Genomic DNA, 25,193 nt, shown 5'->3' with positions numbered 1-25,193 from the left:
TCGTCGCCTTGGTAGGCCACTACCCCACCAACAAGCTGATAGGCCGCGAGCCCATCCCCAACCGAAACAACTTTCCACCCCCATCCCATGCGGGAAGAGGTCGTATCCGGTATTAGACCCGGTTTCCCAGGCTTATCCCAGAGTCAGGGGCAGGTTACTCACGTGTTACTCACCCGTTCGCCGCTCGAGTACCCCGAAGGGCCTTTCCGCTCGACTTGCATGTGTTAAGCACGCCGCCAGCGTTCGTCCTGAGCCAGGATCAAACTCTCCAAACAATGCTTTTCGAGTCAACCCCGGCTGAAAGCACCCACACTGCCGATCAACGACAGCGGGTGTATCAACCAAAGGAATCCATCCCCACGTGCTAGACGTGTGGGACGGGTTTGTGCTTCATGCACTGGCTTTTAGCACACTGTTGAGTTCTCAAGAAACGGACGCGTTCACCGTCCCCCCGAACCCTTTCGGGCCGGAATTCCGAGGCGTTTCGTTTCGTTCATTTCGTTGTGTCTTTATTCTTTCAGACCCGCTTTTTCGTGTCAAACCGATCCGACCGGGCCAATTCGCTTTCGAAAGAAACTCATCTGAAGGGAATTTCAGACCGCTCCGTTTCCGGAGCAACCCTTCCAACTTACTCCGACATCTCAGCCTCGTCAAACAGGCATCCAGCGCGGCGCATGCGTCTCACTGGGAGAGTGGATCAGGTGGGAGGGTCCCGAGGCCTTGACGATCTTCGCCAACCCCCTCGGGCCTGTGAACTCTATGTAAGGCGTCCGCCTCCGTCAAATCGACGATCGAAGCCAGACGACCCGAGCAAGCCGATCAAAGCACGACAACCGAAGCAGAACGATCAAGCAAAGAGCCGGATGCCGGGCGGAGGCACTTTTCCCCCTGCATGGGTAGAGATCCAATATGACGGAGCAAAGACGGATTCCCCGGGCCCTCGTCGTGCTGCTCTGCGCGGCGGGTGCGGTGGTCACGCTGGCCGGGATACGGGAGGCCGGGTCGATCATCGGGCCCGTTCTGCTCGCGCTGGTGCTCGTTCTGGCGGTCTCCCCCGTCAGGACGTGGCTGGAGAGGCGCGGGGCGCCCGGCTGGACGCTCGTCGCGGCTCCCCTGACGCTGGTACTGCTCCTGCTGCTGAGTCTGATCGCGGTCCTCGCCCTGTCCGCCGCCCAGCTGACGACCCTCGCCTCCACATACGGCCAGCAGTTCGACCAGTTCGTCGTCCAGGTCCAGCAGTTCGCGGAGCGACTGGGCATCGGCGGCAAGGAGGTGAACCAGGCGATCAGAACCCTCGATCCCGGCAAGGTCTTCGGGCTCGTCAGCGGCTTCGCCTCCGGGCTGCTCGGGGTCTTCTCCAGTCTGGTGATCATCGTCATCGTGGTGCTGGCCATGTGCCTGGACGCGCGGGCGGTCACCCGGATCCTGTCGTCCGACATGGCGCGGGAGCGTTCAGAACTCGTCGGCGCGCTCGGCGACTTCGCCCACAACACCCGTCGGTACCTGATCGTCTCCACGGTCTTCGGGCTCATCTGCTCGGTGCTGGACGCCATCGCGCTGTGGGTGCTCGGTGTCCCGCTTCCGATCCTGTGGGGCGTGCTGGCGTTGTTCACGAACTACGTCCCGAACATCGGCTTCGTCATCGGCCTGATCCCACCCGCGCTGCTCGGCCTGCTCCAGGGCGGCCCGAAGACCATGATCCTGGTGATCGTCTGCTACATCGCGATCAACTTCGTGATCCAGTCGCTCATCCAGCCCAAGTTCCTGGGCGACGCGGTCGGCCTGTCCACGACGGTGACCATGATGTCCCTGCTGCTGTGGGCGTTCGTGCTGGGCCCGCTGGGGGCGCTGCTCGCCATTCCACTGAGCCTGCTGGTCCGTGCCCTGCTGGTGGACAGCGACCCTCGGGGGCAGTGGGCCGCGGCCTTCATCTCGGGGCGGGCTCCGCAGGACGCCGTAGCCAAGGCTCCCCCGGACGGTCCCGGGCCGAGCAACAAGCCCGCCAAACCGTCCTAGCCTGGAGGCATGTACCACGAGTGGGCCCCGGATCCGGCGATCGCCGGGCGGGTGGCCTGTGTCTGGACGAACGTCGCCGTCTCGACGTCGACGCAGTTGGTGGTTCCCGACGGCTGTGTCGATCTGGTCTGGGGGCCGGACGGCCCGCAGGTCGCCGGGCCGGACACCGGGCCGATGCCGGTGCGGATGAACCGGGGTGACCGCTACACGGGCATCCGTTTCCGCCCCGGCGCGGTGGGCGAGGTGTTCGGCGTACCGGTCGAGGCTCTGCGGGACGCCCGGGTGCCGCTCTCCGAGCTGGGGGTGCTGCCGGACCTGACGCCCGGCACGATGCAGGAGGCGCTGGCCGTACGGCTGCGCGAGGTTCCCGGGCCTGATCCGGTGGCGTCCGCCATCGCCGGGGCGTTGGGGACGGGCATGAGCGTCGGTCAGGTGGCCTGGGAGCTCGGTTTCGGGGAGCGGCAGCTACGTCGCCGGGCGCTGCGCGCCTTCGGGTACGGGCCGAAGACGCTGCAGCGGGTTGTGCGTTTCCAGCGGGCGTTGCGGCTGGCCAGGCGCGGGACCGCCCTGGCGGAGGTGGCACTGGCCAGCGGGTACGCCGACCAGTCCCACCTGGCCAACGAGGTCAGGCGGCTGGCCGGGGTGCCTCTGGGCGGGCTGCTCAGGGCGTGATCCCCAGGTGGGGCACGGTGTCCAGTTCGATGCCGAAGTGGTCGCGGTAGGCGGCGAGGACCTCGGCGTCGGTGGTCAGGGTGGTCTCCTCGCGCTCCTGCCCCACGGTGTGGACGAGCTGCCTGTCGCTCAGCGTGAGGCGTCCGTCCTCGGTGAGGCGGGAGCATACGAGCGAGCGGGTGAAGTGCGACTTCGGAGAGGTCTGCTGCCACCAGCAGGTCGCCTCGTAGTCGGCCAGGAGGCGTGGCCGCTGTTCGAGGCGGTACTGGGGCACGCCGTCCTTCAGCACGTCGATGTCCCCCTCGTCGGTCTCGACCAGCCGGAAGACCCCCTCGGGGTCGGCCTGGTCGATGGTCGGGTCGAGGCGGAGGGGGCGGTGGACGAACCTGCCGAAGCCGACGTCGACCAGCCACGGGTCGGGGGCGTCCACGCGCAGCGTCATGTGGTCGAAGGGCGGGCCGATCGAGCCGCCGTCGAGCGACCTGGCCGCCAGCATGGTCACCTGATAGCCCAGTGAGCGCAGCAGTACGGCGAAGGCCCCGTTGAGCTCGTAACAGAAGCCGCCCCTGCGGCGGGTGACGATCTTGTCGATGAGGGCCACCTCGTCGAGCACGATCGGCTCGGCGAGGTGGATGCTCAGGTTCTCGAACGGCACCGTCCGCAGGTGGCGCAGGTGCAGGTCGGCGAGTGCCTCGGCGTCCGGGTGGCGGGGACGGGCCGCGCCGATCCGTGCGAGGTACTCGTCCGTCTTGGTGCTCTCCACAGCTCAGGTTACGACCGAGGGAGAGGTGGCCGAGGAGTTCGGGAGGTCCGGGGGCGGCACCGGGGCCGTGGAGACACGGCGCCCCCAGGGCATGGCCAGGACGAGGATCGGCAGCAGCACGATGGAGGCGCGGGCCCAGACCGAGTGCATGGCCCACCAGGTGTCGGTGTCGAACTGGGTCAGGTAGAGATAGCCGCATCCCGCCCAGAGAGACACGCCGATGATGGCCGGCCAGGCGAAGCGGGTCGGGCGGGCGACCAGGAACGGCATGAACCACAGCAGGTACTGCGCGCCGAGCCTGGGCGTGGTGACCATGAAGGCGAGCAGCAGCGCCGTGGTGAGGTCGACCGGGTCGGCGCGGCGCCAGAGGAAGGCCACGACCAGCATGGTGACGTAGATCAGCCGGGTGCCGAAGGTCGCGATCCCGGAGTGCAGGGTCCAGTCACCGCCGACGAGGATGGCGCTGTAGCCCCACTCGCCGACGATCGGCCTGACGTCTCCCATGATGCGGATGACCTCGGGCAGCTCGTCCAGCGAGGTTCCCGCGAAGACGGGCAGGGTGACCAGGAAGAAGACGGGTGGTACGGCTGTCGCGACGAACGCGGTGACCCGGGAGCGGAAGGTCGGCAGCAGCAGGAGCATGCCGGGGATCAGCCAGATCGGCCAGCTCTTGGCGCACAGGGCCAGTCCCATCAGCAGACCGGCGTATACGGCCCTGCGCATGGAGGCCGAGTCACCCTCGCGGGGCGTGAGCGCCGTACGCACCAGGCCGCCGGGGGACAGCGCGGTGCGCACCGCGCCGCCCGGTGCCACGAGGCTCCGTACGGCGCCGCCGAACCCGAGGGCCGCGACGCGCTGCCGCGCCAGGGCGAACACGTCGATCCTGAGGCCGGGGCGCTCGGGGTCGCCGGGGCCGCGGGCCACCACGAAGGCGGCGACGCCGAAGAACAGGGCGACCGGTTCGACCTGGCCGTGGATCGAGGCGACGAGGATGGCCAGCGGGTTGCAGGCGTACTGGAAGGCGCGCAGGGAGGCGTTCCTGCCACCCGCGAGCTTGCCGACGAGCGGGATCAACGCGATGTCGGCGACCACGGTGACGAGCCTGCCGCCGATCTCCCACGGGATGCCCAGCCACAGCAGCAGGCCGTACACGTAGGGGATGGTGGGCAGGAAGTGCCAGCCGCCCTCGCTGCCGAGCACGGGGTCCTGGTGTCTGAGGATCGCCTCGCCCGCGGGTTTGAAGCTCTCCATGAAGTCGACCGGCTGCCACCTGCTACTGGCCGCCAGGATCATGATGAGCACCCGGAACGCGATTCCCACCGCGATCACGACGAGGGGCGAAGGGCGCCAGCCTCGCCATTGGGCGACCAGAGCCAGCACAACACCTGTGACGAGGACAAACCCCGTGAGAATCGCGTAGTCCATGACGGTAACAGCCTGCCGGAACCGGTTGCCTCACGCCCACTCGGTCTTGAAAACGAGACCTGTCTCTCAGCTTACATTGCTCAAAGCACTACAATCATCACAAACGGTAGTCACTGGGGGTGCTCATGTCATCGACACCCGAGGGCAGGCAATGGTCGTTCGGCAGGTGGATCGCCGAGTTGCCCACGAGAGTGTGGGTGGCGCTGGCGCTGCTGGTGGCCGGGGTGAGCTTCATCGCGCAGAACCGCGTGCCCGTCAGGATCCGCTGGCTGGCCTTCAGCGTGACCTGGCCGCTGTGGCTGGCCCTGCTCGTGATGCTGGTGGTCGGCGTGCTCATCGGGGTGCTGGGCCACCGCCGTTCCGCGAAGCGGAGATGAAGGCCTTCGCGGTGTAGAACAGCGCGGCCAGGGCGGTCAGGGCGAGCAGGAGATAGCCGATCGTGTAGGCCTGGGTCACTGAGTAGACCACGCCCATGACCAGCGGCGGGAAGTAGCCGCCAAGACCTCCGGCCGCGCCGACCAGGCCGGTCACCGTTCCCACCCTGGACGGCTCGACGAGCTTGGCGACCAGGGCGAAGACACCGCCCGTGCCGAGGCCGAGGAACAGGGCCATCAGCACGAAGCACAGGCCCGCGGGGATCTCCGGAGGCGGCTCGAAGGCCAGCACGACGGCCATGATCGCGGTTCCGGCGAAGGAGACCAACAGCACCCTGGCCGCGCCGATCCGGTCGGACAGCGTGCCGCCGACGGGTCTGGCGAAGACTGCGGCCAGCGAGAACCCGGCGTCCCGCAGGCCCGCGTCGGTCTGCGTGTAGCCGTACACCACCTGGAGCAGGGTGGGCAGGTAGGTGGAGAAGGCGACGAAGCCGCCGAAGCAGACGGCGTAGAGGAACGCGCACTGCCAGGTCGCCTTGATCTTGACGGCCTCGCGGATCCGGGGCAGCGCGGACGTCGTCGCGGGTCTCCACTCGGGCGAGTCGCGGCTGAACAGCAGGATCACGACGCCCATCACGGCCAGCAGTACGGCCATCAGCACGTGGGTCTGGGTCCTGCCGAACGACTCGACCAGGCGGGGCGTCAGGAACGCGGACACGGCAGTGCCGCCCATGCCCATGCCGAAGACGCCGGTGGCGAAGCCGCGTCGTTCCGGGCGGTACCACGCGTTGACGAACGGGATGCCGACGGCGAAGGAGGTGCCGCCGAGGCCGAGCAGGAAGCCCCACAGCAGCAGCCAGCCGTAGGAGTCGGACAGGCCGACCCCGAGCACCGGGACGATCGTCACGAAGCACACGGCGGCGAACATGACCCGCCCGCCGAGTTTGTCGGTGAGCACGCCGACCGGGATGCGGCCGAGGGAGCCGACCAGCACCGGGATCGCGACCAGCAGGGACGTCTGCGGCGGTGACAGGCCGAGCTGCCTGCTGTAGCTCCCGGCGAGTGGCCCGATCAGGTTCCACGCCCAGAAGGTGACGGCGAAAGCTGTCGTCGCGAGCGCCAGGTTGAGGACCTGGCCCCCGCGTAGTTCATTCGGCATGCGCACCCCCGACACCACAGATGCTAACCATCTGTGGTGGATCACACACAGGGAGTACTGATTGCGGGGAAAAAGATGGACGGACCCCGGCCTGCGACCTTGGCCGGGATCCGTCCGCCGGGCGGAAACTCAGCAGCTAAGGTTGCCGCCCGGAGTCACACCGAGGATCTGGGTGAACCTCTGGTAGCTGTTGATCCTGCTCTGCACCTGGGAGGGGTTGCCTCCGTTGCACTCCAGGGCGCCGTTGATGCTGCGGATCGTCTCGCCGAACCCGGCGCCGTTGACCATGGCGTTGTGCGGGGTCATCGTGCCGGGGCCGTTCTGGGTCATCCAGTACCAGATGCCGGTCTTCCAGGCCACGGCCGGGTCGGTCTGCACCAGGTTGGGGTTGCGCAGCAGGTCGATGCCCAGGGCGTCACCCGCCGCCTTGTAGTTGAAGTTCCAGCTCAGCTGGATCGGGCCCCTGCCATAGTAGGCCGCCTGTCCCGCGGGGCAGCCGTACGGCTGGCTGGAGTCGCAGTAGTGCGGGTAGTTCGAGGTGTTCTGCTCCACGACGTAGACCAGGCCGCCGGTCTCGTGGCTGACGTTCGCCAGGAAAGCCGCGGCCTCCTGCTTCCTGACCGTGTCACTGCCGGTGCCCGCGAACGCCGGGTAGGCGCTCAGCGCGTTGACCAGGCCGTTGTAGGTGTAGAAGGGGTTGCGGCTCGGGAACATCTGGTTGAACTGCGCCTCGCTGACCACGAAGCCCCCGGGGTTCGGCGTCGTGGACGTCGGGGTGGGCGTGGGGGTCGGGGTGCCCGAGGGGCGGCAGATGTACGGCGACCAGTACCACGTGCTGATCACGGGGTCGTAGCCCGGGTTGTCGTGGGTGGCCTGGTAGTAGCGGCCGTTGGTGTACCTGACGATGTCGCCGGTGACGTAGGTCCTGCCCGCGACCCAGTCGGGGTGGTCGCAGGTCGGGGTGCTCGGCGTCGGCGTCGGGTTGGTCGGCGTCGGGGTGGGGGTCGGCGTGCCGTTCCCGCACACCCCCTGGTCCGCCCACACGGCGGCGACGCCCGGGGTCTCGTTCTGGGTCCACCACTTGGCCGACCAGTTGTGACCGTTGTGGGAGGCGGTGTTGCCGCCCGTGTAGACCTTCGAGGCGCTCCAGGGAGTCACGCAGGCGGGGGCGGCCACGGCGGAGGTGGTGGAGGCGGAGGCCGCGGGGAGGACGACCGCCAGGGCGCCCGTCACCGCGGCCGCGGCGATGGACGCCATGATGCGTAGTCTCGTCACTTGCTCACTCCTTGGGGCTCTGAGGCGCGGGGGGCTCTGGGGCGGACGTTACGGGGTTCGGGTCCCGGAAGGGGCGGAGACACGGGGACCCGCGAAGAACATCGGCGCCGGAGGTCCGTCTCCCCCGGCGCCGATGGGAACCTCGCCGCCGGGGGTCCGTCTCCCCCGGCGGCGATGAACACCTCGCCTCCGAGGGTCCGTCTCCCTCAGAAGCGATGTACACCTCGCCATCGGAGGTCCGTCTCCTCCGATGGCGATGGAGACCTCACCGCCGGGGGTCCGTCTCCCCCGGCGGCGAGGGGCCTGTCAGTTCAGGGCGTCGAGGTAGGCCCTGTGGTTGCGGGAGAACTCGAAGTTGTTGTACTTGTCCCAGTTGATCGACCAGGTCATCAGGCCACGCAGCCCTCGGTAGACGCCCCTCGGCTTGTAGGTACCGCAGTTCGTCCCCTTGGCGAGGCAGTCGAAGGCCTTCTGGACCTCGGCCACCGAGGTGTAGCCGTTGCCCGCGTACTGCGCGGCGGGCAGGCCGATCGCGACCTGCTCGGGGCGCAGGGCGGGGAAGACGTTGTTCGTGTTGCCCGCGATCGGGAAGCCCGCCAGCAGCATGTCCGTCATGGCGATGTGGAAGTCCGCGTTGCCCATGGTGTGGTACTGGTTGTCCAGGCCGGTGATCGGCCCGGAGTTGTAGTCCTGGACGTGCAGCAGGGTCAGGTCGTTGCGCATCGCGTGGATGACGGGCAGGTAGGACCCGGCCCGCTGGTCGGCGGAGCCGTTGGCGCCGGGACCGTAGAACTGGTAGCCGAGCTGGACGAAGAACGTCTCCGGGGCCATGGTCAGCACGAACTTGGAGCCGTACTTGGCCTTGAGGGTCTTCAGCGCGGAGATCAGGTTGACGATGACCGGGGTGGTCGGGGCCGAGAGGTTGGTGTCCCCGGCGTTGAGGTAGAGCGAGTGACCCTCGAAGTCGACGTCGAGGCCGTCGAGGCCGTACTTGTCGATGATGGCGCCGACCGACTCGACGAACTTGTCACGCGCGGCCGTCGTGGTGAGCTGGACCTGGCCGTTCTGGCCGCCGATCGAGATCAGCACCTTCTTGCCCTGGGCCTGCTTGGCCTTGATGGCCGCGATGAAGTCGGCGTCGGGCTCGACGCTGGGGCACTCGGCGACCGGGCAGCGCACGAAGCGGATGTCACCGGAGGTCACCGAGGTCGGCTCGCCGAAGGAGAGGTTGATGAAGTCCCACTCCTTGGGCACGTCGGCCATGCGCACGTAGCCGGAGCCGTTGGCGAAGGAGGCGTGCAGGTAGCCGACCAGGACCCTGTTGCTCGTCGGGTCGCCGGGGCCGACCGTGACGGTGACCGGGGCGGACTTGGCCGACTCACCCGTGGGGTTGACGGCGCTGACCTGGTAGGCGTAGGTGCCGCCCGCCAGGACCTCGCTGAAGGTCGTGGTCGTGGTCGTGCCGACCTTGCTGTTGCCCCGGTAGACGTTGTAGCCGGTCGGGTTGCCCGAGGCGCCGTTCCACTTCAGCGTCACGGTGGTGCCGCTGACCGTGGCGGTCACGCCGGTGGGGGTCCCGGGCGGCGGCGGGGTGTCGTTGCCGACCGTGACCGAGACCGCGGCGGTCTTGGCCGACTCGCCGACCGAGTTGACGGCGCTCACCTGGTAGCTGTAGCTGCCGGCTGAGGGGGTCTCCGTGTAGGTGGTCGTCGTGGCCGTGCCGACCTTGACGCCGTCACGGTAGACGTTGTAGCTCGTCGCGCCGGACGAGGCGGTCCACTTCAGCGTGGCCGTGGTCGTGCCGCCCGTGCCGGTCAGGCCGGTGGGGGTGGCGGGCACCTGCGGGGTGTCGTTGCCGACGACCAGCGTGACCGACTCCGACCTGGCCGACTCGCCGACGGCGTTGACCGCGGTCACCTGGTAGACGTGGGAGCCCGCGGGGGCGCCGATGTCGGTGTAGGTGGTCGTCGTGGCCGAGCCGACCTTGGTCCCGTCACGGTAGACGTTGTAGCTGGTCGCCCCTTCCGAGGCGGCCCACTTCAGCGTGGCGGTGCTGGGGGTGCTCGTGCCGGTCACGTTCGTGGGTACGGCGGGCGCCCCGGCTCCTGGAGGACCGTCGAGGACGATGTCGTCGGCCTGGTAGGCGCCCTGGCCGTACCAGCTGTTGACGTAGATCGTCACCGAGTTCGTCGAGGCGCCGGTGGTGAAGGTCCGGGTGAGCTGCGCGTAGGCCGAAGGAGAGGAGGTCCACGTGCTCTGCTCGGTGATGCCGGTGCCGCTCACGCCGAGGAAGACGTAGGCGCCGCGCACCCAGCCGGACAGGGAGTAGGAGGAGGACGGCTTGACGGGGACCGTCTGCTGGCAGCGGCCCGTGTCGGAACCCTGCGGCGTCGCCTGAAGGGCCTTGGACCCGCCGTGCACCGGCGAGGAGACCGCCGTCGCACCGGAGGAGGCCGTACAGGACCAACCGGCCAGGCCGTCCTCGAAGCCGGGGTTGGACGCGATGTTGGCGGCGTGGGCGGGCGTGGCGGCGAGCATGGTGCCGCCGATCGCCAGTACGGCGGCCGCCGCGAGCTTCCTGAGGTTCATCCGGTGAATCCCTTGAAGATTGTGGTGAACTCCCACGGCGACTGAGAGATGCCGCTGCAGGTGGGCGAGACCTGGCCGTTGGGGCAGCCGCCGTTGTCACGGCCGGCCGACCAGAAGCCGATGTAGGCCACGTGGTTGCTGTTGGCCCAGTTGAGCAGCGACCGGGCGTCGGCCTGGGTGGTGGTCGATCCGGTGTCGTTCTTGCCGATCATGGGGGTGAGGCCGAGCCTCTTCCTGAGCTGCGCGTCGGTCTTGGCGGGCCAGATGCCCTTCATCTGCTTGAGCGTCGCCTCGGCGGCGCTGATCAGCGCGCTGCCCCAGTTCCCGCTGTAGCCGAAGTCCATCAGCATCGGGTTGACGATGACGTCGAGTCCCTTGGCCGCCGCGTCCTGCAGGATCGAGACGGAGAAGGGGTCGAGGCCGTAGTCCTGGCCCTGGATGCGCAGCGTGTAGCTGATCACGGTGCCGCGCTCCGCCTGGAGCTGCTTCAGCGCGGTGTTGACCTTGTTGACGTCGATGGAGGCCTCGACGTCCACGTCCAGGTGGTTGGTGCCGACGGTGTCGAGCACCTTCTTGTAGGCGGTGAGCAGCGCGGCGGAGGTGCCGCAGGTGTGTTCGAGGTAGGGGCCCTGGGCGCCGCCGGTGGCCACGATGACCTGGCCGCCCTGCGCCTGGAGCGCCCTGACGTCGTTGATGATCCGTGGCTCGTCGACGGGGATGGTGCCGCCCCAGGCGGGGTTGCAGCCGCTGCTGTCGCCGAGGGCGAAGGCGAGGGTGTAGTTCTTCACCCCGGTGGCGTTTGCCGCGCCGACCAGGGAGGGAGTCGCCATCGTGATGTCGATGTAGGGCGCGTAGCGGATCTCGCCGGGCGGGGGCACGGTGCCGCCGCTGGTCTTGCCGCTGACCGAGGAGCTGTAGGCGGAGCAGTTGCCCGAGCCGTCACAGGCCCTGACCCGGAAGCCGTAGGTGGTGTCGGGGCTCAGGCCGGTCGCGGTGTGGCTCAGGGCCGTGCCCGCGCTGACGGGGTTGCCGTTGTCCCTGGAGACCTCGTAGCGGTCGATCCTGCCCGAGTCGTCGGTCGAGGCCGACCACGCCAGGTTCAGCGAGCTGCTCGTTGGCCCGCCCACGGTCAGGCCGGTCGGCACCGTCGGCGGGGTGATGTCGGTCGGCGTGCCCTCGCCGGGAGGGCCGTCGAGCACGATGTCGTCGGCCTGGTAGGCGCCCTGGCCGTACCAGCTGTTGACGTAGATCGTCACCGTCTTGGTCGAGGCGCCGGTGGTGAAGGTCCGGGTGAGCTGGGAGTAGGCCGACGGCGAGGAGGTCCACGTGTTCTGGTCCGTGGTGCCGGTGCCGCTCACGCCGAGGAAGACGTATCCCCCACGCACCCAGCCCGACAGCGTGTAGGACGAGGACGGCTTGACCGAGACCGTCTGCTGGCAGCGGCCCGTGTCGGAACCCTGCGGCGTCGCCTGGAGGGCCTTGGACCCGCCGTGCACCGGCGAGGAGACCACCGTGGCGCCGGCGCCCGCCGTACAGGACCAACCGGCCAGGTCGTTCTCGAAGCCGGGGTTCGTGGCGATGTTGGCGGCGTGAGCCGGCGTGGCGGCGAGCATGGTGCCGCCGATCGCCAGTACGGCTACCGCCGCCAACCTCCTGAGGTTCATCCGTTGTATCCCACGAAGATCTTGGCGAACTCGTAGGGCGTCTGGGGGATGTTGGTGCACTTGTACAGGGGGCCGTTGCAGGCGTTGCGGTCGCGGGTGGCCTCCCAGTACGAGAGCATCCCCAGGTGCTTGGTCTTGGCGAAGGCCACGAGCTGGCGGGCGTCGGCCTGGTCGAAGGTCCGGCCGTCGTCGTTCTTGCCGAGCATCGGGGTCACGCCGAGCATCTTCCAGAGCTGGGCGTCGGTCTTGGCCGGGTAGAGGGTCTTGAGCTGGTTGAACGTGCTGTTGGCCGCCTGGATGGCCGCGTCGCCGTAGTCGGCGTCACGGTAGTAGTCCATGGCCATGACGTTGACCAGGTCGAGGTTGACCCCGGCGTCCCTGGCCGACTTGACCACGTTGATGCCGCTCTCGACGAGGCCCTCGGGCAGCACCGGCAGCGTCAGCGAGATCTTGAGGTTGGGGTAGGTCTGCTGGAGCTTGGCCAGCGCCTGCGACCTGCGGTTGACGGAGGCGGTGTCCTGGGTGGCCGCGCCCTCGATGTCCAGGTCGATGTACTTCAGGCCGTAGGTGTCGACGACCGCCTTGTACTCGTTGTAGAGGGCGGTGACGTCGCTGCAGGCCTGGGCGAGCTCGACGCCGCTGGCGCCGCCGAAGGAGATCTTCACGTCACCCCCGGCCGCCCTGATGGCGTCGATCTGGTCCTTGCCCCATCCGGAGCGGGGGTCGTAGGCGCCGAACCAGGTGGCCTTGCAGGTCCCGGCCCCGACGAAGGCGAGGGTGTAGTTCTTCACCCCGGAGGCCGTCACCATGTCGGACAGGACCGGCGTCGGCCAGGCGCCCATGTCGACGTAGGGGGCCATCCACAGGGTTCCGCCCGGCTGGACCGTCGGGGTCACCGTCGGGGTCACCGTGGGCGTGACGGTGGGAGTGACCGTGGGGGTCACGGTCGGCGTCACGGTGGGGGTGACGGTCGGGGTCGGCGAGGGGCTGGGGCCGCCCGCGCAGGGGTTGCCGTTGAGCGTGCAGCCGGTCGGCGCCCCGGTGCCCGCGGAGACCCAGCCGAAGGTGGCGGTCGCGCCGGGGGCGAGCGTGCCGTTGTACTCACGGTTCTTGAAGGTGTACTTGCTCCCGGACTGCGTCATGAGCGAGTCCCAGTAGGAGCCGATCGTGGTGCCCGAAGGCAGGTCGAGAACCACCGTCCAGCCGTTGAGCGTGGCGGTTCCGGTGTTCTTGACGGTGATCTGGCCGGTGTAGCCGCCCGACCACTCCGATGCCTTGACGAAGGTTGCGGTGTCCGCCTGTGCGGGCGCGTTCGTGAGCAGCGTCGCCCCGCAGGCGAGCGCCGCGGCGACGGCGAGTGTCGTCAACCGTACCCGTGCTGATCGTTGGTTCATGACCTGCCTCATGGGACTTCTGGGGGGTGGGGGGTGTCATGGGGTGTCATGGGGGGTACGGCCCGCGACCCGGTGCACGGGGCCGCGGGCCGTACCGGCTAGAAACCGGCGGTGATCTTGGTGTACTCCCAGTCGGTCTGCGCGACGCCGCTGCAGTTCTCCTGGACGCCGCCGCCGGGGCAGGGGCGGTCACGGTTGACCGACCAGAAGGCCAGTCGGGTCAGGCCCTTGGACTTGGCGTAGTCGGTGATCTGCTGCCAGGTCGCCGGGCTGGTCACCTCCTGCTGGTCGGACAGGCCGTTCATGCCGGAGATGCCCATGTGGGCGTAGGCCTGCGCGTCGGTCCAGCCGTTGGCGGACTTCAGCGCGTTCTTCAGGCCCTCGGCCGCGTTGACGGTGCTCTGGTACATGTTCGCGCCGCCGCTGAAGTCGAACGGCATGATCGTGTAGTTGTCGATCGGCACGGCCAGCGCCTTGGCCTGGTTGATCAGGCGGATGCCGTGGCTGGTCGGGCCGCTGGTCGCGGTGCCGAAGGTCACGACGATCTTCACGTTCGGGTTCTTCTGCCGCACGATCTTCAGGCCGTTGAGGATGCGGTCCTGGACCGTGTAGTTCTCGAACTCGTCGGTGTTCTCGATGTCGAAGTCCACGACGGCCGGGCCGACCGCGTCGATGACCTTCTGCACGGCGCCGGCGAAGGCGTCGGGGGTGGAGCAGTTCGGGCCGAGCTTGTTGCCGCTCCAGCCACCGAAGGAGATCTGGACGCTGCCGCCCGCAGCCTTGACCGCGTTGATCGCGGCCTGGTCGGCGCCACCGGTCAGCGGACGCTGGCCGTCCCAGGCCGGGTTGCAGCCGTTCTGCGCGAGGATGAACGCCATCGTGAAGGACTTGATGCCGGTGGCGTTCATGACGGTGGAGATGCTCGGCGGGTTGCCCCAGCCGGTGTAGTAGTACGGCGCGCCGGGCATCTTGGCCGGGTCGGGGTTGGTGCAGCCGGTGGTGGTGCCGGTGACCACCGCGCTCGCGGCCGACTCGCCCTGGGCGTTGTAGGCCTTGACCGTGTAGGTGTGGGGCTCACAGGTGCCGAGGCTGGAGACCGTCGCCGAGGTCCCGGTGACGGTCGCCTTCACCGTGGTGCCCTCGTAGACGCGGTAACCGGTCACCGTGCCGGTCGAGGCGCCCCACGACAGCGAGATCGAGGAGTTCGTGCTGCCGGTCACGGTCACGTTGGCCGGGGTGCTGGGAACGCCCGTGGTGCAGCCGGTGGTGACGGCGCTGACCGAACCGCTCGCGGGCGACTCACCGGCGCCGTTGTAGGCCTTGACCGTGTAGCTGTGTGTCTCGCAGGTGCCCAGGCCCGAGATCGTCGCCGAGGTGCCGGTGACTGTCGTCTTCAGGGTCGAGCCCTCGTAAACGCGGTAGCCGGTCACCGTGCCGGTCGAGGCGCCCCACGACAGGGAGATCGAGGAGTTGGTCGCGCCGGTCGCGATCGGGACGCCGGGCGTTCCGGGGACCTGCTCGACCGGGCCGCCGCCGCAGTCGGCGCCGTTGACCTTGCAGCCGGACGGGGTCGAGTCACCCGGGGAGGCGATGAAGCCGAAGCTCACGCTGCCCCCGGCGGGGACGTTGCCGTTCCAGCCGACGTTGCTGAGCGTGAAGTGGGTGCCGCTCTTGGCGAGGCTGGCGTCCCATGCGGAGCTGACGTTGCCGCCCGCGGGCAGGTCGAACTCGACCTTCCAGTTGCTTAGGGCGCTGCCGCTGTCGTTCTTGATCGTGTACTTGCCCTCGAAGGCCGACCCCCAGCTTGAGGTCTTGGTGAAGGTCGCCGTCACCCCGGCCGCGTTGGCCGGGGAGGAGGCGAGAAGTACACCCGAGGCGGCGATGGCCGCCGCCACGAGAATACGAAGAGGACGCATGTTCCCTCCATGGGGAAAGGTGCGAAGTGAGGTTGGACTTGGGGGGTGTCACTTCGTCGTGACCTAGGTAGGGCCCGCGCCCCGGGGGCGGAAGACGCGGGCCGTACCGGCTGTGTGCCCGTGGGGGCTTTTCCCTAGGGGAGGGTGGCGAGGTGCGGCTTGACGGTCTTGGAGAAGTTCCAGTTGTTGCTGGCGTCCCAGTTGATCGACCAGGTCATCGCGCCCCTGATGCCGGGGTAGGCGTTCGGGGGAACGAAGGAGCCGCAGTTGGTCTTGGTCGCCAGGCAGGTCAGTGCCTGGTTCACCATGGAGGGCGAGACGATGCCGCCACCCGCCGCGCCGGGGCCCGCGGGCAGGCCGAGCGCCACCTGGTCGGGGCGCAGGCCGTTCTCCAACTGGATGCAGGCCAGGGCGGTCATGAAGTTGACCGTGCCCTGCGAGTAGGCCGCCATCTTGTCGCAGCCGAGCATGGAGCCCGAGTTGTAGTACTGCGTGTGGACGACGGTGAGGATGTCCTTGATGTTCAGCGCGAGCTTGAAGTACTCGGCGCCCGTGGACTGCATGTCGATCGTCTGCGGCGCCATGGTGATGATCAGGTCGGAGCCCGCCTTGGCGCGCAGCGACCGCAGGGCCTGGCCCATGTAGGTGGCGTTGAGGCCGTTCTCCAGGTCGATGTCGACGCCGTCGAAGCCGTAGTTCTGCATCAGGGCGTAGACGGTGTCGGCGAACTTGGTCGCGGCGGCCGAGCTGGCGACCTGGACGCGTCCCTTCTCACCGCCGACCGAGAGGATGACCTTCTGGCCGCGCGAGTGCAGGGTCTGCACGTCGGCCTTGAACTGGGCGTCGGTGTAGCCGCCCAGGGAGGCCGACAGGCCCGGGTCGATGCCGAAGACGACCTCGCCCGCGGTGGAGCTGGCCTCACCGAAGGAGACGGCGACGACGTCGTACTCCCTGGGCACCGAGGCGAGCTTCAGCTCGACGGCGGCATTGTCGAAGTTGTGCCAGTAGCCGGTGAGGAAGTGCTTGGGCAGCGGGGTGGTGGTGCAGCCGGTGGTGGTGGCCCCGGCCGGGTCGCTCTTGACGCCCTCGCCGTTGTCGTTGTAGGCCGCGACGGTGTAGCTGTGCGTCTCACAGTCGCCCAGGCCGGAGATCGTCGCCGAGGTCCCGGTGACGGTCGCCTTCACCGTGGTGCCCTCGTAGACGCGGTAGCCGGTCACCGTACCGGAGGAGGCTCCCCACGACAGCGCCACGCTCTTGGAGCCGCCGGTGGCGGTCACCGCGCCGGGCTTGCCGGGGGCGCCGGTGGTGCAGCCGGTCGTGGTCGCGCTCGCCGGGTCGCTCTTGACGCCCTCACCGGCGCCGTTGTAGGCCGCGACGGTGTAGGTGTGCGCCTCGCAGTCGCCCAGACCCGAGATCGTCGCCGAGGTGCCGGTGACGGTGGCCTTCAGGGTCGTGCCCTCGTAGACGCGGTAGCCGGTCACCGTGCCGCTGGCCGCGCCCCACGACAGGGACACGCTCTTCGAACCGCCGGTCGCGCTCACCGCGCCGGGCTTGCCGGGGGCGGTCTCGGTGCTGCCGCCGCCGCAGTCCGCGCCGTTGAGCTTGCAGTTCTGCGGTACGGCGTTGGCCCCGCCCGGGGTGCCGAGGAAGCCGAAGCTCACGCTGCCGCCGTTGGGGACGCTGCCGTTCCAGCCGACGTTGCTGAAGGTGATGTGCTGGCCGCTCCTGGTCAGCGTGGCGTCCCAGAAGGAGCCGACGCTGACGCCCGCAGGCAGGTCGAACTCGACCTTCCAACTGCTCAGGGCCGTGCCGCTGTCGTTCTTGATCGTGTACTTGCCTTCGAAGCCCGACCCCCAGTCGCCGACCTTGACGAAGGTCGCGGTGGCCGAGGCGGCCTGTGCGGGGGTCGCGACCGCCGTCGTCGCCGCGGCGAGGGCCGCCGCTGCGACGAGCGATCGGGCGATGACGCGAAATCTCACGTTAACCTCATGCATTCGGTGGGGGGGGTGGCCGTACGGCTCGCGCTCCTTTTGGGGGGTGCTCCTCTGCAGGCGGCGAGGAGGCGGAGCGCAAGCCGTACGGCGGGTAGGGCGCGGTCCCGGGGCCGCAGGAAGGCCGGGTCCACGCCGTGGTTCAGCGCGGGCCGTCTCCCGGCACGCCGAAGGAAGAGGCGCCGTCGCTGGTCGTCTCTTCGCTCGCCGCACCGGTCGCGTGCCCGGTCTCCAGGTGTGCGCGGACCCGCGGGGCCGGGCCGACGGCGTCGTCGGACCGTACGGGGGCGTGCGGGTCACCCGGGAATTTCTGCGTGGCCGCGTCGTTGCGGCGCACGGTCGTCAAGAAGCTGGTCAGGGTGGTGATGGAGCCGAGGCGCCGCCCGTGACCGGTGGGCGGCGCGATCCCGGGCCGGGTCACCCCGTGCGCGGGAACCGCGATGGTGTCATCCTTGGGCGTGCGCCCGTCCCGCGGCCCCGACCACCGGCCACGAGGCCGGACGAGGGTTGCGGGCGTCCCGTGTGGGGAGCTTGCAACATCAGTCAGGACGAGTAAGGGAAGGGTACGCCACATGATCGCTCCCTTGACAGGGGAACCTGGGGGGTGGAGTCGTCTGGACGGCCGGACCCACACGTGGTGAGGACCGCCGTCTTGGCGTTCTCGCAGCGTGCGATCGATCAAGGCGGTGGGGGTCGCACCATCGTCGTCTCGCCTCCTCATTTCTTTTAGGAAAGTTTCCTAAGAGTTGTCGCGATCGTAGCCTTGACAGAGATTCGCCACAAGGCCCAAAAGCTCAAGGATTCAACGATCCAGCTAGGCACGTTCCAAAATCCGTCCCCCTTTCCGTCCCCTCGGAGTGATCACCGCCTCCGGTGGCTCAGCCGAGCACCTCCGACAGCGGCTTGCGGACGAGATCGGGCACCTCGGCGTCGGGCGCCGCGTAACCGACCGGGAACAGGATGTAGGGGCGCTCGTTGGCCGGACGGCCGCAGATCTCGGCCAGGAAGGCCATCGGGTTCGGGGTGTGGGTGAGCGTTGACAGCCCCATCTCGTGCAGCGCGGCGATGAAGAACCCGCACGCGATTCCGACGCTCTCGTTGACGTAGTAGTGCTTGACCCGGCTGCCGTCCGGGCGGACGCCGTACTTCTCCGCGAAGCAGACCACCAGCCAGGGCACCGTCTCCAGGTAGCTCTTGTCCGAGGTGGTCTCCAGGTGGGCCAGGGCCTCGCGCCACTCGGGGGTGAGCCGCCCGCCCTCGTAGTTCTGCCGCTCCTCGATCTCGGCGGCCTCCCTGATCCGCTTCCTGGTCTCCGGGTCGCCGACGACGATGAACTTCCACGGCTGCTGGTGGGCGCCGGAGGGCGCGGTGTTCGCGGCCATGACCGCCAGGTCCACGCACTCGCGGGGCACGGGCTCGTCGCTGAAGAAACGCACGCTCCTGCGGCGGTCCAGGTGCTCGTAGAACCGGCGGCCCCGCTCGGCCATCTCGGCCTCGGGATAGCGCGTGGGCCGGTAAGGAATGAACGGGTGAGAATGCTCGCGTGCCATTTCGCCTCCATCATTGCCGTATATGCCATATATGCAGGCGTAGTGTGATTGGCGGCTCCAGAATGAGCAACACACCTGCTGTTTCACTGTCAGATCGTCAGTGACGGGCACGGCGCGCACCCCGGAGGTGGACAGATTGGCAGCTCGGAGGAACGGGCTGGACGACCTGGACCGCAGGCTGCTCCACCTGGTCAGGGAGCGCCCGAGGACAGGGCTGCTGGAGATCTCCCGTCTCCTCGGCGTCGCCAGGGGCACGGTTCAGGCCCGGATCGACCGGATGGTCGCCGACGGCGTGATCACCGACTTCGGCCCCAACCTCTCCCCCAGGGCGCTGGGATACCCGGTGCAGGCGTTCACCACCCTTGAGGTCGAGCAGGTCTCCCGGGCCGAGATCTCTGCCGCGCTCACCGCGATCCCCGAGGTCCTTGAGGCCCACATCGTCACCGGTCCCGGCGACGTCTGGTGCCGGATCGCGGGCCGCGACCACGAGCACATCCAGGAGGTCATCGACGAGACCCTCGCCATCCCGGGCGTACGGCGCAGCAGCACGGTGATCACTCTGTCCACGGTCGTCCCACACCGGGTCCAGCCGCTGGCCGACCGCGACTGAGGGGCCTCATCCGGGAACAGCACGGCCCCCGTGGACGCTTACCGTCCTGACCGTGCTTTCCCCCTTTGGCGATCTGGAGACCAGCATGTGGGCGACGTCGTGCGGCGCGGCGACGGAGGCCGACCACCGCGCCAGGGAGATCCTCACCCGGGTCGGCGACAAGTGGTCGGTGATCGTGCTCTACCAACTCGGTGAGGACACCATGCGCTTCACCGAGCTGCTGCGCACCGTGCCCGGCATCAGTCAGCGGGTGCTCGCGGTCACGCTGCGCGGACTCGAACGCGACGGCCTGGTCAGCCGCACCGTGCACCCGGTCGTGCCGCCGCACGTGGACTACCGGCTCACCCCGCTCGGGGAGACGCTCAAGGAGACCGTCACCTCGCTGGTCCGGTGGACGCACGAGCACCTGGACGACATCGACAGGGCCAGGGAGAGCTACGACGAGACGAACGGCGGGCCGCCGCGACGGCCCGCCGTACCGGACTCGGATCTCAGGTCGCGCTGAAGCCGCTGAACAGCAGGAGCGCGAGGCCGAGGGCGACGACCACGTTGACCACGGTCGCGGTGGCGAAGACGCCGACCGGGCGCCAGCCCGCCTCCCGCAGCGAGGCCACCCTGAACTCCAGGCCGATGCTGACGAAGGCCAGGATCAGGAACCACACCCGCAGGTCGTTCACCACGCCGATGACCGGCTTGGCCTGCGCGGCGGCCACCGTGGTCTGCCACCAGGTGGCGATCACCGAGGCCGCGACGAACCCGAGCACGAACTTCGGGAAACGCCGCCAGAACTCGCCCAGACCGGGGCCGCTCGCACCGGGACGACGCTCGACCCGGAAGGCGAAGTAGGCGGTCAGCGCGATGGTCACGACGCCGATCAGCGCGTTCTGGGTGACCTTGACGATGCTGGCGACGGCCAGCGCGCTGTCGCCGACGATCGCGCCCGCCGCCGTCACCGCCGCCGTGGTGTCGATGTTGCCGCCGATCCACGCCCCGGCGACCTCGTCGCTGAGCCCGAACACGCCCGCGAGCCACGGCAGGATGAAGATCGACGGCAGCGCGAAGGCGATCACCAGGCTCGCGCTGTAGGCGAGCTGCTCCCGCCTGGCCTGTACGGCTCCCGCCGCGGCGATGGCCGCGCTCACCCCGCAGATCGAGACCGCGGCCGACAGCAGCGCCCGCAGCCGCTCCTCAAGGCCCAGTTTGCCGCCGAGCCACCAGGTGAACAGGAAGACCGTGGTGATCAGCACGATCGCCTGGACGATCGCGGGACCGGCCGCGGTGACGATCACCCTGAGGTTGATCGAGGCGCCCAGCAGGACCAGGCCCGTCTTGATGAAGAACTCGGTCCTGAAGCCGCCGGACAGGCGCTCGCGCACCCCGGCCAGGGTGAGCACGGCGTTGCCGACCAGTCCGATGACGATCGCGTAGACGGGGTACTCGATCGTGGCGGCGATGTCCCCGAGGGCGGTCCCCTTGAGCAGGGCGGGGACGTTCTTGTCGAGGTAGCGGGTCGCCGCGGCCAGCAGCAGCACGACCACGACACCGACCAGCGCCGGTCCCACACCACCGCGCCCGTCACTGTGCCGCTCGGGCGCGGCGCTCGTCTCACTTGTCCTCTCGACGCTCATCAGGGCACCAACCCCACGGGGATCACGCCGAAGAGGACCAGCGCCAGCAGCACCAGGCCCACGACGGTGGCCGCCCAGTCCTCGTTGACCGCCGCGCGGCCCTCGGTCTCGACGGGGCTCGCTCCGGGGCTCTCCGCCGGGGTCCTCACCGGAGTCTCCGCGCGGGTCTCCACGGGGGTCTCCGTGGGGGGATCGGTCTCGCTCATCTCACGACCTCACTCGTCGTCCTGCTGTCACCCCCGAGTCCTTTTCATGGTAAGCCGGTAGGGATTAAAGGTAAAGCTGGTACGGCGCGCGGACGGTACCGTGTGACAGATCGTTCAACGCCCCCTGGAGCACGACCATGTTCTTCGGCATAACCGACATATGGACTTACGTCCTCGGCGCCTTCTTCATCATCCTGCTGCCCGGCCCGAACTCGCTCTACGTGCTCACCACCGCCGCGCAGCGCGGCGTACGCCAGGGTTACCGCGCGGCGGCCGGGGTGTTCGTCGGCGACAGCATCCTCATGGTGCTCGCCTCCGCCGGGGTCGCCTCGCTGCTGAAGTCGACGCCGATCCTCTTCAACGTCGTCAAGTACGCCGGTGCCGCCTACCTGGCGTGGATCGGCTTCCAGATGCTGCGCGGCGCCTGGCGCTCGTGGCGGGCCCCTCGCGGCGCCCAGGAGGCGCACGCCGTACAGCGCGAGGAGAGCCCGCAGGCCGCGCCGCTGCGCAAGGCACTGGTGATCAGCCTGATGAACCCCAAGGCGATCCTGTTCTTCATCTCCTTCTTCATCCAGTTCGTCGATCCGGCCTACGGGATGCCCGCGCTGTCGTTCCTCATCCTGGGCGCCATCTGCCAGGTGTTCAGCATGCTCTACCTGTCACTTCTGATCTTCGGCGGGACGTTCCTCGCCGCCCAGTTCAGGACGCGCCGCAAGCTGGCCGCCGGGCTGACCACCGGGGTCGGCGCGCTCTTCCTCGGCTTCGGCGCGAAGCTGGCCACGGCCTCTCTCGGCTGAGACTCTTTCGGCGGATACGGCCGGGGCATCCGGATGGCTCGGATACCGTGAATCGCCGTCCGGCACGGGGATCCCCCACCGTTTCCCGGGTCCGCGACGTCTGGCGCCCCTCCGCCCGGGTAGGCGGGAGGGCTCCGGCACCGGCCATTCCCCATGTCCCCCGTGGAGCGTCATGAGCCATCCGCCCGTCGTCCTGCCCCGTCTCACCGCCATGGTCAGGCAGGCCGTGCCCAAGCTCCTCGAAGGGGTGGTCGCCCCCCTGGCCGTCTTCTACGCCGCGCTGGCCGTGCTCGGGCTCAACGGAGCACTGATCGCGGCGGTGAGCTGGGTCTACGCGGGGGTGGGCTGGCGTCTGGTCCGGCGGATCAGGGTGCCGGGGACGATGGTGCTGGCCGCCATCGCGATCACCGTGCGGGCGCTGCTCGGGCTGTGGAGCGGCAGCGCGGTGGTCTACTTCCTCCAGCCCGAACTGGGCACCATCTGCATCAGCATGGCCTTCCTCGCCTCGGTGCGGCTGAACCGCCCGCTGGCGCAGAAGCTCACCCTCGACTACATCCACCTGCCCTCGGCGGTGCTCAGGCACGAGCGGGTGCGGCGTTTCTTCGCCAGGATCACCCTGCTGTGGGCCTTCGTGCTGCTGGCCAACTCCTCGGTGAGCATCTGGCTCCTGCTGCACCAGTCGATCGGCACCTACCTGCTGGTCCGCACCAGCGTCGTCGCGCTGATCAGCGGCCTGGCCGCCGCCGTCTCCGTCTACGCCTTCCGCCGCGTCCTGCGCCGTCTGAACACTCCCTCCCCGGCGGGGGAAACCGCCCCCGCCTGAGCCACGAAGACAGGGGCAGGGAGGACTTCATGGACATCGCGGAACACCCGAAACGCTGGCCCGGACTGCCCGTCTTCGTGCTCGCCCTCGCGCTGGTCGCCGTCGTCGGGGCCATGGCGGCCGTGGACGCGGGTGGTGAGTACCTCGCGCTCGAACGTCCCGCGTGGGCGCCGCCGCAGTGGCTGTTCGGCCCGGCGTGGACGGTGCTCTACGTCATGATCGCGCTGTCGGGCTGGCTGGCCTGGTCGGCGCGCGGCCTGACCCCCGCGCTCGGCGTCTACGCGCTCCAGCTCGTGCTCAACGCGGCCTGGACCCCGCTGTTCTTCGGCGCCCACCAGTACGGCGTCGCCTTCGCCGAGATCGTGCTGCTCTGGGGGACGATCGTGGCGACCATCGTGCTGTTCCGGCCGATCAGCCGCCCCGCCGCCTGGCTGCTGGTGCCGTACGCGCTGTGGGTCACCTACGCCGGGACGCTGAACCTGGCCGTCTGGCTGATGAACTGACCACATTCCTGACGAAAGTAGGGGGTCGCCACAACCGAACGCGGGATGTGCGGCCCCCTTCCCCTTCCTAGGGTCGAGATGACGCCCCTGAGGGGCCCTCAGGGGGCGTTCCCCGAAAGCTCGGGGACTCCCCCTGATGCCCGGAAGGGGAGCCGCGCGGCACCGTGCTGTGTGCGGTTCCCCATACCTACAGGAGTGCGGCGTGACACAGGCCATCCTCGATGCCATCCACCAGGCGATGACCTCGCCGTGGATCTATCTGGCGCTGTTCGCGCTGGCCATGCTCGACGGGTTCTTCCCGGTGGTGCCCGCGGAGACGTCCGTCATCACGGCCGGGGTCTTCGCCGCCTCGACCGGCGCGCCCAACCTCTGGCTGGTGATCGCGGTCGCGGCCCTCGGGGCGTTCGCCGGTGACCACATCTCCTACGCCATCGGCCGTACGACCAACTCCCGCCTGCGGGGCGGCAGGCGCAGCGGCAAGGCCATCGCCTGGGCGGAACGCGCCCTGCACGAGCGCGGCGGGCTGGTCCTGGTGGTCGCCCGCTACATCCCGGGCGGCCGGACCGCGTGCACCCTCACCATGGGGGCGGTCGCCTACCCCCGGCGCTCCTTCGCCCTCTTCGACGCCCTGGCCACCGTGTCCTGGGCGATCTACTCGGGGCTGATCGGCTACGTGGGCGGCGCGGCCTTCGAGAACGACCCGATCAAAGGGCTGCTGCTCGGCCTCGGCATCGCCCTGACGATCACGGCGGTGGTCGAGGGGGTCCGCTTCACGCGGCGGCGCCGTACGGAAGGCCGGAACGAGCGGACCGCGGTGCGGACCGGGGACTGACACCCCTACGCCCGGCCCCGGGGAATTCCCCGGGGAGTCAGGGAGAACCCCGATGGTTCCGGGGGTGCCCGCCGCGAGACGCTGCCACTGGTTCACCGAAAGACCCCAACCGGTCGCCTCCTTGAGGTGTCTCGGCCATCTCGCCATGTCTTCATCTGCTGTGGAAGGAGTGCGCATGACCGTGTTGGCCGTCGGCCTGGCGTTGCTGGGATCGCTGTTCTTCGCGCTCGGAGCCGCGTTGCAGCAGCACGAGGCGGCCGGCGCGGAACGGCCCACGATCGGCCGTCTGTTCCGGCGCCCCAGGTGGCTGCTCGGCGGGCTGTCCATCGGGATCGGGACCGGTCTGCACGTCCTGGCACTGAGGTACGGCCCGCTCACGGTCGTCCAGCCGATGGGCGTGGCCAGCCTCCTGTTCGCCCTGCCCTGCGCCGCCGCCCTCGGGGGCCGCAGGCCGACCTCCCGCGAACTCGGCGCCGCCACGGTGATCGCCATCGGGCTCGGCGCCCTGGTGCTGGTCGTGCCCCCGCACACCGGAGACCCCCACCTGAGTGCGACGGGGGTGGTGGTCCTGCTCGCGGGGGCGGCCACCACCGCCCTCGCCCTGTGGGCCGCCTCCCTGCGGACCCCTCCGGCGGCGCGGGCCGGGCTGACGGCCATGGCCGCGGGCGTGCTCTACGGCGCGACCGCCACCCTCACCCGGGTCCTGGTCTACGGGAACTGGGACCTCTGGCTGGTGCTCGCCGTACCGCTGCCCTGCCTGGTCGCGCTGGTCATGCTGCAGCGCGCCTACGCCGTCGGCCACTTCGGCGTCGCCTTCGCCGCGCTCCAGGTGGCCGACCCGCTCACCGCCGTCGTCCTCGGCGCCCTGCTGCTCGGCGAGCCGCTGCCGACCGGGGCGGCGAGCGCGCTGACCGCGCTCGCCGCCGCCTGCCTCACCGTCGCGGGCACCGTCGCGCTGGCCCGCACGACCCCACTGTCCCCCAACGTCCACCTGGACCGATGAAGA

The 25,193-nt window shown here is 69.1% G+C and carries 23 protein-coding genes and 1 rRNA gene; 10 read left to right on the top strand and 14 right to left on the bottom strand.

Annotation, left to right across the window (positions count from 1 at the left end; all coding sequences use genetic code 11):
- Positions 1–275: ribosomal RNA gene (locus FHS44_RS09010) — 16S ribosomal RNA — on the bottom strand; the annotation flags it as partial.
- Positions 276–909: 634 nt separating this feature from the next.
- Between FHS44_RS09010 and FHS44_RS09005 the strand changes: the two genes are divergently transcribed.
- Together FHS44_RS09005 and FHS44_RS09000 are read left to right on the top strand one after the other, a co-directional pair.
- Positions 910–2,016: an AI-2E family transporter gene (locus FHS44_RS09005; protein WP_184713361.1), complete on the top strand. Its 1,107-nt coding sequence runs from the start codon at positions 910–912 to the stop codon at positions 2,014–2,016.
- A 9-nt stretch (positions 2,017–2,025) separates the two neighbouring features.
- Positions 2,026–2,688, top strand: coding sequence for a DUF6597 domain-containing transcriptional factor (locus tag FHS44_RS09000; RefSeq protein ID WP_184713360.1), 663 nt, complete (start codon positions 2,026–2,028; stop codon positions 2,686–2,688).
- On the opposite strand, the gene FHS44_RS08995 is transcribed toward FHS44_RS09000, so the two are convergent.
- The gene (locus FHS44_RS08995; protein ID WP_184713359.1) at positions 2,678–3,451 is read right to left on the bottom strand and encodes an arylamine N-acetyltransferase family protein; all 774 of its coding nucleotides are present in this window, start codon (positions 3,449–3,451) and stop codon (positions 2,678–2,680) included. The two genes, FHS44_RS09000 and FHS44_RS08995, sit on opposite strands and share 11 nt — an antisense overlap.
- Before the next feature lie 3 nt (positions 3,452–3,454).
- Positions 3,455–4,771, bottom strand: coding sequence for a putative hexosyltransferase (locus FHS44_RS08990; protein WP_312863576.1), 1,317 nt, complete (start codon positions 4,769–4,771; stop codon positions 3,455–3,457).
- A gap of 230 nt (positions 4,772–5,001) precedes the next feature.
- On the opposite strand from FHS44_RS08990, the gene FHS44_RS08985 reads away from it, so the two are divergent.
- On the top strand, positions 5,002–5,253 hold the full coding sequence (locus FHS44_RS08985) for a lipopolysaccharide assembly protein LapA domain-containing protein (RefSeq protein ID WP_184713357.1): 252 nt from the start codon (positions 5,002–5,004) through the stop codon (positions 5,251–5,253).
- Here FHS44_RS08985 and FHS44_RS08980 read toward each other — a convergent pair.
- The 9 genes from FHS44_RS08980 to FHS44_RS08940 form a co-directional block, all read right to left on the bottom strand.
- Entirely contained in the window at positions 5,210–6,409 is a 1,200-nt protein-coding gene (locus tag FHS44_RS08980; RefSeq protein WP_184713517.1) for an MFS transporter, read from the bottom strand. The two genes, FHS44_RS08985 and FHS44_RS08980, sit on opposite strands and share 44 nt — an antisense overlap.
- 129 nt (positions 6,410–6,538) lie before the next feature.
- Positions 6,539–7,684, bottom strand: a complete 1,146-nt coding sequence (locus FHS44_RS08975) for a glycoside hydrolase family 19 protein (RefSeq protein WP_184713356.1) — start codon at positions 7,682–7,684, stop codon at positions 6,539–6,541.
- 306 nt (positions 7,685–7,990) lie between these two features.
- Positions 7,991–10,273 carry a carbohydrate binding domain-containing protein gene (locus FHS44_RS40800; protein WP_246435124.1) on the bottom strand — a complete coding sequence of 761 codons (2,283 nt, stop codon included), beginning with the start codon at positions 10,271–10,273 and terminating at the stop codon, positions 7,991–7,993.
- Positions 10,270–11,937: a carbohydrate binding domain-containing protein gene (locus tag FHS44_RS08965; protein WP_246435123.1), complete on the bottom strand. Its 1,668-nt coding sequence runs from the start codon at positions 11,935–11,937 to the stop codon at positions 10,270–10,272. The genes FHS44_RS40800 and FHS44_RS08965 overlap by 4 nt, the downstream gene beginning before the upstream one ends.
- Complete coding sequence (locus tag FHS44_RS08960; RefSeq protein WP_184713355.1) at positions 11,934–13,331, bottom strand: cellulose binding domain-containing protein; 1,398 nt, start codon at positions 13,329–13,331, stop codon at positions 11,934–11,936. The genes FHS44_RS08965 and FHS44_RS08960 overlap by 4 nt, the downstream gene beginning before the upstream one ends.
- Positions 13,332–13,429: 98 nt before the next feature.
- Positions 13,430–15,247 carry a cellulose binding domain-containing protein gene (locus FHS44_RS08955; protein ID WP_184713354.1) on the bottom strand — a complete coding sequence of 606 codons (1,818 nt, stop codon included), beginning with the start codon at positions 15,245–15,247 and terminating at the stop codon, positions 13,430–13,432.
- A 134-nt stretch (positions 15,248–15,381) separates the two neighbouring features.
- Positions 15,382–17,226 carry a cellulose binding domain-containing protein gene (locus FHS44_RS08950; protein ID WP_184713353.1) on the bottom strand — a complete coding sequence of 615 codons (1,845 nt, stop codon included), beginning with the start codon at positions 17,224–17,226 and terminating at the stop codon, positions 15,382–15,384.
- Positions 17,227–17,380: 154 nt separating this feature from the next.
- On the bottom strand, positions 17,381–17,659 hold the full coding sequence (locus FHS44_RS08945) for a hypothetical protein (protein ID WP_184713352.1): 279 nt from the start codon (positions 17,657–17,659) through the stop codon (positions 17,381–17,383).
- A gap of 457 nt (positions 17,660–18,116) precedes the next feature.
- Entirely contained in the window at positions 18,117–18,788 is a 672-nt protein-coding gene (locus FHS44_RS08940) for a nitroreductase family protein (RefSeq protein WP_184713351.1), read from the bottom strand.
- 136 nt (positions 18,789–18,924) lie between these two features.
- Between FHS44_RS08940 and FHS44_RS08935 the strand changes: the two genes are divergently transcribed.
- Both FHS44_RS08935 and FHS44_RS08930 read left to right on the top strand, forming a co-directional pair.
- Positions 18,925–19,398: an Lrp/AsnC family transcriptional regulator gene (locus tag FHS44_RS08935; RefSeq protein WP_184713350.1), complete on the top strand. Its 474-nt coding sequence runs from the start codon at positions 18,925–18,927 to the stop codon at positions 19,396–19,398.
- Positions 19,399–19,450: 52 nt separating this feature from the next.
- Positions 19,451–19,903, top strand: coding sequence for a winged helix-turn-helix transcriptional regulator (locus FHS44_RS08930; RefSeq protein WP_312863575.1), 453 nt, complete (start codon positions 19,451–19,453; stop codon positions 19,901–19,903).
- Here the strand turns inward: FHS44_RS08930 and FHS44_RS08925 are convergent.
- Together FHS44_RS08925 and FHS44_RS08920 are read right to left on the bottom strand one after the other, a co-directional pair.
- Positions 19,890–21,026 (bottom strand): YeiH family protein, encoded by a 1,137-nt coding sequence (locus FHS44_RS08925; RefSeq protein WP_184713349.1) that lies wholly within the window; start codon positions 21,024–21,026, stop codon positions 19,890–19,892. The two genes, FHS44_RS08930 and FHS44_RS08925, sit on opposite strands and share 14 nt — an antisense overlap.
- Entirely contained in the window at positions 21,026–21,232 is a 207-nt protein-coding gene (locus tag FHS44_RS08920) for a hypothetical protein (protein WP_184713519.1), read from the bottom strand. Before FHS44_RS08920 ends, FHS44_RS08925 begins: the two co-directional genes overlap by 1 nt.
- A 137-nt stretch (positions 21,233–21,369) precedes the next feature.
- Between FHS44_RS08920 and leuE the strand changes: the two genes are divergently transcribed.
- The 5 genes from leuE to FHS44_RS08895 all read left to right on the top strand — a co-directional run bounded on the left by leuE (position 21,370) and on the right by FHS44_RS08895 (position 25,190).
- Positions 21,370–22,029 carry a leucine efflux protein LeuE gene (gene leuE / locus FHS44_RS08915; RefSeq protein WP_184713348.1) on the top strand — a complete coding sequence of 220 codons (660 nt, stop codon included), beginning with the start codon at positions 21,370–21,372 and terminating at the stop codon, positions 22,027–22,029.
- Positions 22,030–22,201: 172 nt separating this feature from the next.
- Positions 22,202–22,852 carry a VC0807 family protein gene (locus tag FHS44_RS08910; protein WP_184713347.1) on the top strand — a complete coding sequence of 217 codons (651 nt, stop codon included), beginning with the start codon at positions 22,202–22,204 and terminating at the stop codon, positions 22,850–22,852.
- A gap of 29 nt (positions 22,853–22,881) precedes the next feature.
- Positions 22,882–23,355 carry a TspO/MBR family protein gene (locus FHS44_RS08905; RefSeq protein WP_184713346.1) on the top strand — a complete coding sequence of 158 codons (474 nt, stop codon included), beginning with the start codon at positions 22,882–22,884 and terminating at the stop codon, positions 23,353–23,355.
- A gap of 202 nt (positions 23,356–23,557) precedes the next feature.
- A complete protein-coding gene (locus FHS44_RS08900; protein WP_184713345.1) occupies positions 23,558–24,187 on the top strand; it encodes a DedA family protein in 630 nt (209 codons plus the stop codon).
- A gap of 175 nt (positions 24,188–24,362) precedes the next feature.
- The gene (locus tag FHS44_RS08895; protein WP_184713344.1) at positions 24,363–25,190 is read left to right on the top strand and encodes a DMT family transporter; all 828 of its coding nucleotides are present in this window, start codon (positions 24,363–24,365) and stop codon (positions 25,188–25,190) included.
- Positions 25,191–25,193: the final 3 nt, after the last annotated feature.

Source organism: Streptosporangium saharense, assembly GCF_014203715.1.
In the GTDB taxonomy this organism is placed as follows: domain Bacteria; phylum Actinomycetota; class Actinomycetes; order Streptosporangiales; family Streptosporangiaceae; genus Streptosporangium; species Streptosporangium saharense.
This window is presented reverse-complemented; position numbering and strand designations above follow the sequence as displayed.